We start from the raw sequence: 12,211 nt of genomic DNA on the forward strand, positions 1-12,211 counted from the left end.
AGGGCCGCGTGGCGACCCGAAAAGCGTGAAGCTGTGGGTTGCAGGGCTTGCCACCCGAAGGTGTCACGGCATCGCCGGACTGCGGGCTATCCGCTGGAAATGCCGGCAATCACCTGCACCAGGTACTTCAAGCAGTCAAACGCAAGTGCACAAAAAAGAAAGGCGGCTTGCGCCGCCTTCCTGTTCGGTGCAGTAAGAATCCCTGCTTAACCAAACTGGTTCATGGTGTTGTCTTTACCGGCTGCCTTCAGTGCAGCTTCACCGGCGAAGTACTCCTTGTGATCGTCGCCCATGTCAGAGCCGGCCATGTTCTGGTGCTTGACGCAGGCGATGCCCTGACGGATCTCCTTGCGCTGTACACCTTCCACATAACCCAGCATTCCTTTCTCACCGAAGTACTCTTTGGCCAGGTTGTCAGTAGACAGGGCCGCAGTGTGGTAGGTCGGCAGAGTGATGAGGTGGTGGAAGATACCGGCCTCACGGGAGGCATCCTGCTGGAAGGTGCGGATCTTGTCATCAGCAGCCTTGGACAGCTCGGAGTCGTCGTACTCGGCGCTCATCAGGTTGTCGCGGTCATATGCGGATACATCCTTACCTTCTTCCTTCCAGGCATCGAATACCTGCTGACGGAAATTCAGGGTCCAGTTGAAGGACGGGCTGTTGTTGTACACCAGCTTGGCGTTTGGCACCTGCTTGCGGATCTCGTCCATCATCGCACCGATCTGGCCAACATGTGGCTTCTCGGTTTCGATCCAGATCAGGTCAGCGCCGCTCTGCAGGGAGGTTACGCTGTCCAGCACGCAGCGGGCCTCTCCGGTGCCTTTGCGGAACTGGAACAGGTTGGAAGCCAAACGTTTCGGGCGCAGGAGCTTGCCTTCGCGGTTGATGATAACGTCGCCGTTGGACAGGTCGCCCGGGGCCACTTCTTCGCAATCCAGGAAGGAGTTGTACTGATCACCGAGGTCACCCGGCTCTTTGGTTACTGCGATCTGCTTGGTCAGGCCGGCGCCCAGGGAGTCGGTACGGGCAACGATCACGCCGTTTTCCACGCCCAGCTCAAGGAAGGCGTATCGAACTGCGCGAATCTTGGCCAGGAACTCTTCATGGGGAACCGTCACTTTGCCGTCCTGGTGTCCGCACTGCTTCTCATCGGAGACCTGGTTTTCAATCTGAATGCAGCAGGCACCGGCTTCGATCATTTTCTTGGCCAGCAGGTAAGTGGCTTCCGCGTTACCGAAGCCGGCATCGATGTCGGCAATGATCGGCACGATATGGGTTACATGGTTGTCGATCTTGTCGATTACGGCTTTTTCGGCCTGCTTGTCGCCGGCTTCACGGGCCGCATCCAGCTCGCGGAACAGGCCACCCAGTTCACGGGCATCCGCCTGGCGCAAGAAAGTGTAGAGCTCCTCGATCAGGCCGGAAACGGCGGTCTTTTCGTGCATGGACTGGTCGGGCAGGGGACCGAATTCGCTGCGCAGAGCGGCGACCATCCAGCCTGACAGATACAGGTAGCGACGATCAGTCTTGCCCTCGAAGTGTTTCTTGATGGAAATCATCTTCTGCTGGCCAATAAAGCCGTGCCAGCATCCCAGCGACTGGGTGTACTTGGTGCAGTCCTCATCGTAGGCCGCCATGTCTTTACGCATAATGTCGGCGGTGTACTTGGCGATATCCAGGCCGTGCTTGAACTTGTTCTGCAGGCGCATGCGGGCCACAGATTCCGGGTTGATGGCGTCCCAGCTGCTGCCGTTGGCTTTACAGAGCTTGGCCGCTTTTTCGATCTCTTGAGCGTAAGTGGACATGGCTTGTTTTCCTCGAAAAGGTTACTGCATTTATGTGTTGAGAATCCTAATGCCGATGGCATAATTTGGCTAATTTATTGCCATTATTTCCGCTATCAGTCAGATGAATGCAGTATGAACCTAGAAAGAGCCGACCTGAACCTGCTGGTCTACCTCGATGTGCTCCTGCGGGAGCGCAACGTCACCCGGGCCGCCAACTACCTCGGGCTGTCCCAGCCCGCCATGAGCAACGGCCTCAAGCGGCTGCGCGAGCTGTTTGACGACCCGCTTCTTGTTCGCACGCGGGAGGGCATGATGCCCACTGAGCGGGCCCTGGAGCTGCAGCCGATGGTGCGGGAGGCGCTGGCCTCCATTGACCGCGTGATCCAGCCGAACCGGGATTTCAAGCCCGACGAGACACGACGGACTTTCCGAATCATGGCCAGTGACTATGCGGAATCCACCCTGATCCCGCAGCTCCTGAAGCATCTCAGGGAGCAGGCTCCGGGGATCAGCCTCGACATCATGACCCCCAGCGATGTGAGCTTTGTCGATGTGGAGCAGGGCAAGGTGGATATGGTGATCAACCGCTTTGACAGCATGCCCCAGAGCTTCCACCAGGCTACGGTCTGGCGGGACAGCTTTTCCTGCGTTATGCGGGCCGATAACCCGATACTGAAGGACTACAACCTGGGCAGCTACTTGCGCGCGCAACACATCTGGGTCAGCAAAACGGGGATGGGGGTCGGGGTGGGCGTGAACCCGGAGGATGTCCAGCGCCTCGGCTGGGTGGACGAGGCCATTGGCCGTCTGGGGGAAAAACGCGATATCTCGGTCTTTACCCGGCACTACCAGGTGGCCATGCTACTCGCGGAGCAAAGTGACCTGCTCGTCACAGTGCCCACACGGTTAGCCCAGTTGGCTGAAGGCAACGCCCGTATTGTGCGTCGCGACCCCCCTCTGGATATTCCTCCGCTGGAGCTGAAGATGGCCTGGAGCCCACTACTGCAGCAGAGCGCCCCGCACCGCTGGCTGCGCCGACTGATCCTGGATATCGGGCGGCAACTCTAACGAGACAGGGTCACCGGGTAAGCGGCGCCAGCCAGGGGTGGCCGCTGCCGGTTGGGACTGATGGCGGCTGGCCGAGCGGAACCACCTGCCGTGGTCCCGCTCATTTCCTGTTGGTATCGGTCGCGTAGGGAGAGCAACCGTCAGCAACCCGTTTGGCAGTTGAAGCCGTCATATCCGCTGGTTGTGTGCCAGTCGGTGCTATTGCCCCCGGATCCGCTCCAGGCATTCAGGTCGAAGCTTCCGTTACCGTTATTGTCTCCCTGGATTTTGTAAACAGTGACGGCCTGGCCACTGTTATCCCAGACCAGTGGAGAGCCGGCACTGATCTGTTCGGGAAAACTATTGGGCCGCATGAAATAGGCTGAACCCTCTCCGTACACAGTCGCTACGCCGCTGCCGTCAATCGCCAGGAATGTGGCCTCCTCGAGACCGATTGCCCTGGCAGTCAGGGTTCCCCGGTCCTGGGCGCTGCGGGCCAGGAAGCCGAAGGTGCGTCCATGACGGGTTTCTGAACTTCGCCCTTTACCGGAGACCCGATCGAGATGGCTGTCGGTAATCACTGATGCCAGCTGTGGGTGCAGCAGAAAATCGCCATGATTGATGTCTTGCGTGTTCGAATGGTAGGGATCCTCCAGAATCTCGCGAGAAAGGACGCCGAGGTTAGCCGGGGCGTAATAAGACTGCCCGAGAATCGCCAGTCCGGCACTGGTGCCTGCTATTGGCGCTTTCTTCACATTCAAGTGGTCGTTCAGCGCATCTTCCACCTGAGTGTTTTTCCAGAAGTCCTCATACTCGTTCTGGTCCCCGCCGGCGATAAAGATGATCTCGGCATTCTGGATATAGGCTACGACTGTGGGGTCGTTGGCCGCATTACTGTCGTCGATGGAGAGTTCCGCCGCTGAGCCCAGGTCCGCACCGAAAGTGCTGCACATCCAGTCTGCCTGCCCACCGGTACCGCCGGTACGCAACACCAGGTAGTCACCGCCGGTTGCGTGGTTGACCAGCCATTGTGTCGCAGCTTGCTCGCCGGCGGCGTTTGCCTCAGCGCCACCGATCAATAATGATGCCTGGGAGACGCTGGCACTGTTGGTGGCGGTTCCGCAGGCCTGATAATACTCGTAGCTCGCACCACCGCCGTCATTACCACCGCCGCCTCCGTTGCCGCCTCCGCCGCCCTTGGGTGGTTTTGCGGAGACTTGGGTGCTGAGAAGCGCGGCCAGTAGTGCAGTCGTTAAATGCAGCTTGATTGGTTTCATCGGGATGCCTTTCTGTTTATGAATTTATTCATTCTTGAGCGGTTTCTTCCGTCTTTTAAAACGCGAAAACGCAGTACCCAGAGGCCCCAGCAAACCCATTGCTATAACTACCACTTCGGTACTACAGCAGGGCCTGTTCCCGAAGCTAGCACAGGGGAGCGGTGAGACAATGAGCGACATTGAAATAGATAGATACCGCGGAATACCCGATGACAGGCAAAATTTTGTTCGCGTGAAAGTGTCTGAATCAGTCAATATTCGCTTAATGAATGGTGGGAATAGCGCCTATAGATTGGTGTTATGATTTGCCGACGACTTAAAATCCCCGAACACAAATATCGATAACCAATTCAGCGAGAGGCTTGGATATGACGGAGCGAGTCCAAATCGGAAAACTGCAGGTAGCCGAGGTGCTGCAGCGACTGGTCAACGAGGAGATCATCCCCGGAACCGGTGTGAGTGCCGAGCATTTCTGGGCCGAATTCGAAAAGATCCTCACTGACCTGGCGCCTATCAACCGTCAGCTGCTGGAAAAGCGCGACCAGATCCAGGCCCACATCGACCAGTGGCATCGCGAGAACCCCGGCGCCTACCGCGATCTCGACCGCTACAAGGCATTCCTGCGCGAGATAGGCTACCTGCTCGACGAACCAAAGGACTTCACCGTCACTACGGAAAATGTCGACGAGGAAATTGCCACCATGGCAGGGCCGCAATTGGTGGTGCCCGTCATGAACGCCCGCTACGCGCTGAACGCAGCCAACGCACGCTGGGGCAGCCTCTACGATGCGCTCTACGGCACTGACGTAATCAGTGAAGAGGACGGGGCAGAGAAGGGCGCAGGCTATAACCCGGCTCGCGGCGCCAAGGTGATCGCCTTCGGCCGCGAGTTCCTCGATCAGGCCGCACCCCTGACAAAAGGCAGCCACACGGAAGCGGTGGAGTATCGAATCAACGGTCACCTCGTGGAAGTCCAGCTCTCAAACGGCAAGGTTGCCACCCTGAAGAGCCGCGGGCAGTTCCTGGGTTTCTGCGGGGACAACTGCAACCCGGATTCCATTCTTCTCCAGAACAACGGCCTGCGCTTCGAGATCCAGATTGACCGTGAGAGCCCGATCGGCAAAAACGACAGTGCAGGAGTCAAGGACATTCTGATGGAGGCCGCTCTCACTACCATCATGGACTGCGAGGACTCGGTGGCGGCTGTCGACGCCGAGGACAAGGCATTGGTTTATCGCAACTGGCTCGGCCTGATGAAAGGCGATCTGGAGGAGAGCCTGGATAAGGGCGGCAAGACGGTGGTGCGGAAACTGAATCCGGACCGGAGCTACGTCGATCGGGATGGCCAGACTTTCACACTGCCCGGCCGCAGCCTGATGTTTGTGCGTAATGTCGGACACCTGATGACCAATGAAGCCATCCTCGATGCCGATGGCAATGAGATTCCCGAGGGAATCATGGACGGCATGATCACCGGCCTGATCGCGCTACATGATTTGCACGGTAATGGTCCGATCAGCAATTCCCGCAGCGGCAGTGTCTACATCGTGAAGCCCAAGATGCATGGACCGGAGGAGGTAGGTTTCGCCAACACCCTGTTCAATCGTATCGAGGACGCCCTGGGAATGGAGCGCAACACCCTGAAGATGGGCATCATGGACGAGGAGCGGCGCACCACAGTGAACCTCAAGGGGTGCATCGAGGCGGCAAGGGAGCGGGTGGTGTTTATCAACACCGGTTTCCTCGATCGCACCGGTGACGAGATTCACACCTCCATGCTGGCGGGCCCGATGATCCGCAAGGGTGACATGAAACAGTCCAGCTGGATCAGTGCCTACGAGGATTGGAACGTGGATGTGGGACTGGCCACCGGGCTCAAAGGCCGCGCCCAGATCGGGAAGGGCATGTGGCCCATGCCGGACCGGATGGCGGACATGATGGAGGCGAAAATTGGCCACCCCAGGGCCGGTGCCAACACTGCCTGGGTGCCGTCGCCAACGGCCGCCACGCTTCATGCCCTGCACTATCACCAGGTGAAGGTGGCCGAGCGGCAGCAGGAACTGGCGGAGCGGAAGCCCGCGCAACTGGATGATATTTTGACCGTCCCGGTGGCAGAGAATCCTGACTGGTCTGCGGATGAGATTCAGCGGGAGCTGGACAACAACGCCCAGGGGATTCTTGGCTATGTCGTGCGCTGGGTAGAGCAGGGCGTTGGCTGCTCCAAGGTGCCGGACATCAATGATGTCGGCCTGATGGAGGACCGGGCGACGCTGCGCATTTCTTCGCAGCACATCGCGAACTGGCTCCAGCACGGCATCGTGACGCGGGAGCAGGTCACGGAAACCATGCAGCGCATGGCTGCCGTGGTGGATCGGCAGAACGCGGGAGACCCCGCTTATCGAAACATGGCACCGGATTTTGACAGCAGCGTGGCTTTCCAGGCTGCCTGTGAGCTGGTTTTCGAGGGCGCGGTGCAGCCCAACGGCTACACGGAGCCCGTTCTCCACCGCCGTCGTCGGGAGTACAAGGCGAAACAGGCAGGCTGAGCTTACACCACCAACTGGCGCAGGCTGGCGTCCCGCACTGCGAGGGGCCAGTCCTGCTCGAAAGCTTCGCGCAGCCGTTTGGTACGAACGCGATCATCGGGACAGTAGACACCGATCCACTGCTCCCGGTCCTCCCGCAGCAGGGAAATGCCATCGTCAGCGATGGCGAACTCGCTGTCCGGGGTATCCACCGTGGGTTGTAGCTTTTTGAGTTCAATGCGTGAGGTCAGGCGCTGGATCAGTGTCAGGAGCCGGTGGTGACGCTGCAGCATCGGGTCACTATCCCGGATCAGAATGCGGACCCTGGCATAGCGGCTGCGCCTGGCGAATTCGGATAATGCCTCTACCACCGGTTCCCGGTGATACAGATCCCGATCGAGGTGATGGGAGAAGAGGCAGATTTCACGCCTGGCGCGGTGACACAGGTCAATCAGTGCCCGCTCGAATGCCTCTACATCCGCCAGTCGGATACGCTCCATCTCGGTCAGGCCCACGCCATCAGTGTCGGTTCCAGTGTCAGTCAAAACGCCGCTCCATCTTGATATGGGGAATGCCCGCTTCCTCAAATTGTCCTCCAGTTACCCGGAACCCGCCTCTGGCATAAAAGCCTTCAGCATGGCACTGGGCATGGAGGTATACCCGCTTCAGGCCAACAGAACGGGCGTGGGCACAGATAGCCTCCAGGAGGCAGAGCCCCAGCCCCCGCCCCCTGAACGACGGCAGAACCGCCATGCGCCCGATTTTGCCGTCGCTGGTCATGCGACCGGTAGCGACAGGCTCGCCTTGCCGCTGAACCAGGAAGTGGGTCGCTCGGGTTTCCTGATCGTCCCACTCAATGGCCGGATCGACAGACTGCTCGCGAATGAATACGGCTTCGCGAATCTGGCGGATGGGTTTCAGGTCGCGCTCCCAGTCCGCCACCGCAATTTCAATCTCCGCCATTCAGAAGTCCTCCGGTGGGTAAATCAGTGTCCCCTGATCAACGAGGGTGTCGACCAGGCCTTTAGGGGCCGCAATATCCGGGTAGGTCTCCAGGTCCTCTGTTGAAATTGTCCTCGTGCCACAGAACTGGCGGGCAAAACCCGAATTGGTCGGCAGGGCTTCACCGTCAACGTACAGGATTTCAGGTTTTTCTGAGAAAGCACAGCGGGACGCTGGATTGAGCACCAGTGTACCGCCCTGGGCCAGTTGCTCACGCCAATCGGACGCATCGCCAGCGTCCAGGGCAACCGTCTCGGGGTATTTCGCCTCGGTCATGACGGCGCCGAGCCATTCCGCTATCTGCTCGGGCTGGTCCAGCCACGTGCGAAGCTGGTCCTGCAGGCGACGTACGGAGGCCGGGTCAATTTCGTCCGGATTGTCCGCCGGGGACAACCCCGCGTCGGTGTAGCGCAAGTGATCAGGCAGGTGCATTGCCAGCTCGGCCGCCAGGTCTTCGAGAATGTGGCGGGCTGAGGGCGCCCGAAAGCCCACCGAGATCGTGGTACAGGGGCCGTCGGCAACCCCCCAGTGGCTGTACTGTGGCGGCAGGTACAGCATGTCGCCAGGCTCAAGCAGCCAGCTGTTCTCCGCCTCAAACTCTTTCAGGATGTTGAGGCGCGTGCCCTCGATCCTGGGGCTGGAATCATCAGCCTTGGGGCCCTGATGCCAGAGTCGCTTGCCCTCCGCTTGCAGCAGGAAAACATCGTAATAGTCGAAGTGTGGTCCCACGCTACCCTGGTCCGCCGCGTAACTGATCATCACATCGTCTAGGCGCCACTCGGGGAGAAATCGGAAGAGTCGCTTGAGATCCGCGATCTCGGAAACCCACTGGTCCACCGCCTGGACCAGCAAGGTCCAGTGACTTCGGGGGAGGCCGAGAAAGTCCTCCTCGGTAAATGGTCCCTGGCGAAGCTCCCAGGGGCCCTCATTACCATGCTCCAGGACCAGCCGGGATTCCACGGCTTCCTCCAGTGCCATTCCCGCCAGCTCCTCACCGGACAGTGGCGAGACAAAATCCGGGAAGGCGTTGCGGATGAGCAGGGGCTTTTGTTGCCAGTAATTCTTGAGGAATTCCTCAATCGGCATTTCCCCCAGATGGGTAAGCGGCGTATCCATGGTATTCAGGGTGTCCGGAAGTTTGGCACGAAAGAAGTGGGCTCGGCCTTGTTGATGGTACATAACAGAGCCGGATCGAACAGTGCTCATAGTTAAGCACTACTGGCATTCGCAGGGAAGGCTGGGAGGGGGAGGGCGGCGCCGCGATTGGGCGCCGCCCCGGCATCAGATGCCCTTGGCCTGCGCTACGGCATTGCCGATATAAGAGGCCGGTGTCAGGCCGTGAAGGGTCTTCTTTGCGTCCTCAGGAATCTCAAGTCCGTCGATGAAGGTCTTCAGGGTCTCCCGGGTAATACCCTGGCCGCGGGTGAGCGCTTTCAGTTTCTCGTAGGGCTCTTCAATATTGTAACGGCGCATTACGGTCTGGATCGGCTCTGCGAGCACTTCCCATGCATTGTCCAGATCCTCGGCAAGGCGATCACGGTTGATCTCCAGCTTGCCCAGCCCCTTTAGAGTCGCCGCGTAGGCAATGACTGCATAACCGGCGCCAACGCCCATATTGCGAAGTACGGTGGAGTCGGTCAGGTCCCGTTGCCAGCGGGAGATCGGCAGCTTTGCAGCCAGGTGCTGAAATACCGCGTTGGCAAGTCCCAGGTTGCCCTCGGAGTTTTCAAAGTCGATGGGATTGACCTTGTGCGGCATCGTGGAAGAACCCACCTCGCCGGCGACTACCTTCTGCTTGAAGTAACCCAGGGAGATATAACCCCAGATATCCCGGTCGAAGTCGATCAGGATGGTATTAAAGCGAGCGATGGCATCGAACAGCTCAGCGATGTAATCGTGCGGTTCGATCTGGGTGGTGTAGGGATTCCAGCTCAGGCCCAGGGAGGTGACAAATTCTTCAGCATTTGCTGCCCAGTCTACCTCCGGGTAGGCGGAAAGGTGGGCATTGTAGTTGCCCACAGCACCGTTGATTTTGCCCAGCAGTTCGACATCGTGAATCTGCTTCACCTGGCGACGGAGGCGAGCGACCACGTTGGCGAACTCCTTGCCCACGGTGGTGGGGCTGGCAGTCTGGCCGTGCGTTCTGGAGAGCATCGGCACATCTGCAAATTTCTTTGCCAGGTCGGCAACTTCACTGATGATCTGGTTCATCGCCGGCAGCAGCACCTGGTCACGACCTGAGCGGAGCATCAGGGCATGGGACAGGTTGTTGATGTCCTCGGAAGTGCAGGCGAAATGGATGAATTCGTTCACCTCTGCCAGCTGGGCGTTGCCGCTGACTTTTTCCTTCAGGAAGTACTCGACTGCTTTTACATCGTGGTTGGTGGTCCGCTCGATCTCTTTGATGCGTTCGGCATCCTCGATGGAGAACTTGGCCACGATATCGTCGAGCACCTGGCTCGCCTCATCGTCGAACGCCGGCACTTCGGCGATTTCCGCATGTTTTGACAGCTTCTGCAGCCAGCGCACCTCGACTTCAACACGGGCACGGATCAGGCCGTACTCGCTGAAGATTTCGCGCAGCGGGGCCGTCTTGCTCTCGTAGCGGCCATCAATGGGGGACACCGCGGTAAGGGCGGATAACTCGACTGTCATGGATGTTCTCCGAAAATCAGATATTGGATGATTCTAGTTGCGCGATCAGTTCTTCGGTCGCGGCGAGTAGTTTCTTGCGTTGGAAAATGAGGTGCAGACGGCTCCCTCCAAGCTGTCGCCACAGCGTGGCAGCGCGAACGCCGGCGAAGAGCATGGTGCGAATCTGGTTCGCAATTCGCTGCTGTTGTAAATAATTGAAGTCGCCGAGCACCTGGATACGAAAGCGAAAGGTACTGAGGGTATCGCTGTAGATCGTGGCAAGGTTGGAAAACACATTCTCATGTGTGGGGGAGAAGTGCTCTGCCTGAACCTTGGCCTTTTCGAGCCTGGCGCCGATGATCGATAGCAGGTCTGTGTTTTTGCTGAGCTGTCGCTGCAAATACAAAACGGACAGCACGTAGCGCAGGCTGTCTGTGTACTCGGGATGGCGGCGCGTCTTTAACAACTGTTGCGCGACTTTCAGGCCGGGCAGCACCTTTTGTGCACCACCGAAGACATCTTCAGTGCGCGCGGGGTTCAGCTGGAAAAGGCTGTAAACCGCCGTTTCCAGCTCTTCCTGCGGGGCAGTCCCGGTTTTTGCCAGCCGCTCAACCAGTACCGCAGACTGAAATACGCCCGCTAGCGCTAATGCCTGTTCCCGCCACTTACTCAAGCTCGCTCCTTAATTCTTCGCCGGTTTTGCTGGGCGCACTGCCTAGCGATCCACTTCGACGCCTACGCCGGTGGCGCGCTCAATCACAGCGCCACCCAGGCAAACCTCCCCATCGTAAAGGACCAGTGACTGCCCGGGCGTGATGGCCCGCTGAGGCTCGTCAAAATGCACAGTAAGACCCCCGTCGCTGGCGACCTCCACCTCACAGCCCTGGTCGGGCTGCCGGTAGCGGGTTTTCGCCCTTGCCCGGAATCGCTCTCCGGGGGCTGCGCCATTGATCCAGTGTGTCTGGCTCGCTTCCAGGCCAGTGGCATAGAGCAGGGGATGGTGGGCCCCCTGGGCCACGATCAGCACGTTGCGCTCCAGATCTTTGCCCACGACATACCAGGGTGCGTCGCCTGCGCCCTTGACGCCGCCGATACCCAATCCCTGTCGCTGGCCGATGGTGTGGTACATCAGGCCCGCATGGCGCCCCATGACCTCACCTTCAGGGGTCTCGATATCACCGGGTTGTGCTGGCAGGTATTGCTCAAGGAAATCCTTGAAACGGCGCTCGCCGATAAAGCAGATACCGGTACTGTCTTTCTTGTCGTGGGTGATAAAACCATTTTCTTCGGCGATGCGGCGCACCTCGGGCTTTTCCAGCTCTCCGAGCGGAAACAGGGAGCGGGCAAACTCCGCCTCCCCAACCGCGTGCAGGAAGTAACTCTGGTCCTTGTTGTTGTCGAGCCCCTTGAGCAGATAGGTGCGACCGTCGATATCCTCTCTCCGCACGTAGTGCCCGGTGGCGATCAGGTCGGCACCGAGCATTTCCGCGTATTCGAGGAACACCTTGAACTTGATCTCCCGGTTGCACAGGATATCCGGATTCGGGGTACGCCCGGCCTTGTACTCCCCGAGGAAGTACTCAAATACATGGTCCCAGTACTCCGCGGCGAAGTTGGCAGTGTGCAATTTGATGCCAAGCCGCTCGCAAACGGCCTGGGCATCAGCCAGGTCAGCCTTGGCGGTGCAATATTCGGTGCCGTCGTCCTCATCCCAGTTTTTCATGAACAGCCCCTCCACCTCGTATCCCTGCCGGATCAGCAGCAGGGCGGCAACAGAGGAGTCGACACCGCCGGACATGCCGACGATGACGCGCTTGTCATTGGGAGCGGTGTTGGTAGCTGACATAAGATGAGTCAATTGGGATTGGTACAACGATAAAAATGGGGCGCAATTTTACCTGCGAATGACGTCGGGCACCAACTGTCACCGGAAAGCAGC

General features: G+C 58.9%; 10 protein-coding genes. 2 read left to right on the plus strand and 8 right to left on the minus strand.

What is annotated here, in order from left to right; translation table 11 throughout:
• Positions 1 to 206: 206 nt before the first annotated feature.
• Positions 207 to 1,805: an isocitrate lyase gene (locus AWR36_RS03450; protein ID WP_067080959.1), complete on the minus strand. Its 1,599-nt coding sequence runs from the start codon at positions 1,803 to 1,805 to the stop codon at positions 207 to 209.
• 114 nt (positions 1,806 to 1,919) lie between these two features.
• Between AWR36_RS03450 and AWR36_RS03455 the strand changes: the two genes are divergently transcribed.
• Complete coding sequence (locus AWR36_RS03455; RefSeq protein ID WP_067080963.1) at positions 1,920 to 2,855, plus strand: LysR family transcriptional regulator; 936 nt, start codon at positions 1,920 to 1,922, stop codon at positions 2,853 to 2,855.
• 140 nt (positions 2,856 to 2,995) lie between these two features.
• Here AWR36_RS03455 and AWR36_RS03460 read toward each other — a convergent pair whose 3' ends face one another.
• The gene (locus tag AWR36_RS03460; protein WP_082679357.1) at positions 2,996 to 4,111 is read right to left on the minus strand and encodes a cyanophycinase; all 1,116 of its coding nucleotides are present in this window, start codon (positions 4,109 to 4,111) and stop codon (positions 2,996 to 2,998) included.
• A gap of 368 nt (positions 4,112 to 4,479) precedes the next feature.
• Between AWR36_RS03460 and AWR36_RS03465 the strand changes: the two genes are divergently transcribed.
• Positions 4,480 to 6,657 carry a malate synthase G gene (locus AWR36_RS03465; protein ID WP_067080968.1) on the plus strand — a complete coding sequence of 726 codons (2,178 nt, stop codon included), beginning with the start codon at positions 4,480 to 4,482 and terminating at the stop codon, positions 6,655 to 6,657.
• 2 nt (positions 6,658 to 6,659) lie between these two features.
• Here the strand turns inward: AWR36_RS03465 and AWR36_RS03470 are convergent, their stop codons facing one another.
• The 6 genes from AWR36_RS03470 to mnmA all read right to left on the minus strand — a co-directional run bounded on the left by AWR36_RS03470 (position 6,660) and on the right by mnmA (position 12,118).
• A complete protein-coding gene (locus tag AWR36_RS03470; RefSeq protein WP_067080972.1) occupies positions 6,660 to 7,181 on the minus strand; it encodes a DUF7931 domain-containing protein in 522 nt (173 codons plus the stop codon).
• Complete coding sequence (locus AWR36_RS03475) at positions 7,174 to 7,599, minus strand: GNAT family N-acetyltransferase (protein ID WP_067080976.1); 426 nt, start codon at positions 7,597 to 7,599, stop codon at positions 7,174 to 7,176. Before AWR36_RS03475 ends, AWR36_RS03470 begins: the two co-directional genes overlap by 8 nt.
• Positions 7,600 to 8,817: a cupin domain-containing protein gene (locus AWR36_RS03480; protein ID WP_231745229.1), complete on the minus strand. Its 1,218-nt coding sequence runs from the start codon at positions 8,815 to 8,817 to the stop codon at positions 7,600 to 7,602.
• 102 nt (positions 8,818 to 8,919) lie between these two features.
• On the minus strand, positions 8,920 to 10,293 hold the full coding sequence (gene purB / locus AWR36_RS03485) for an adenylosuccinate lyase (RefSeq protein ID WP_067080980.1): 1,374 nt from the start codon (positions 10,291 to 10,293) through the stop codon (positions 8,920 to 8,922).
• A gap of 16 nt (positions 10,294 to 10,309) precedes the next feature.
• Positions 10,310 to 10,945: a high frequency lysogenization protein HflD gene (gene hflD / locus AWR36_RS03490; protein ID WP_067080983.1), complete on the minus strand. Its 636-nt coding sequence runs from the start codon at positions 10,943 to 10,945 to the stop codon at positions 10,310 to 10,312.
• Positions 10,946 to 10,987: 42 nt separating this feature from the next.
• Positions 10,988 to 12,118, minus strand: a complete 1,131-nt coding sequence (gene mnmA / locus AWR36_RS03495) for a tRNA 2-thiouridine(34) synthase MnmA (protein ID WP_067080986.1) — start codon at positions 12,116 to 12,118, stop codon at positions 10,988 to 10,990.
• Between the last annotated feature and the right edge of the window lie 93 nt (positions 12,119 to 12,211).

Source organism: Microbulbifer flavimaris, assembly GCF_001641755.2.
GTDB classification, from domain to species: Bacteria; Pseudomonadota; Gammaproteobacteria; order Pseudomonadales; family Cellvibrionaceae; genus Microbulbifer; species Microbulbifer flavimaris.

What these genes read in the sequence shown, in the direction of transcription:
- AWR36_RS03450 (WP_067080959.1), bottom strand. Translation starts at nt 1,805, where the DNA reads ATGTCCACTTACGCTCAAGAGATCGAAAAAGCGGCCAAGCTCTGTAAA.
- AWR36_RS03455 (WP_067080963.1), top strand. Translation starts at nt 1,920, where the DNA reads ATGAACCTAGAAAGAGCCGACCTGAACCTGCTGGTCTACCTCGATGTG.
- AWR36_RS03460 (WP_082679357.1), bottom strand. Translation starts at nt 4,111, where the DNA reads ATGAAACCAATCAAGCTGCATTTAACGACTGCACTACTGGCCGCGCTT.
- AWR36_RS03465 (WP_067080968.1), top strand. Translation starts at nt 4,480, where the DNA reads ATGACGGAGCGAGTCCAAATCGGAAAACTGCAGGTAGCCGAGGTGCTG.
- AWR36_RS03475 (WP_067080976.1), bottom strand. Translation starts at nt 7,599, where the DNA reads ATGGCGGAGATTGAAATTGCGGTGGCGGACTGGGAGCGCGACCTGAAA.
- AWR36_RS03480 (WP_231745229.1), bottom strand. Translation starts at nt 8,817, where the DNA reads ATGTACCATCAACAAGGCCGAGCCCACTTCTTTCGTGCCAAACTTCCG.
- purB (WP_067080980.1), bottom strand. Translation starts at nt 10,293, where the DNA reads ATGACAGTCGAGTTATCCGCCCTTACCGCGGTGTCCCCCATTGATGGC.
- mnmA (WP_067080986.1), bottom strand. Translation starts at nt 12,118, where the DNA reads ATGTCAGCTACCAACACCGCTCCCAATGACAAGCGCGTCATCGTCGGC.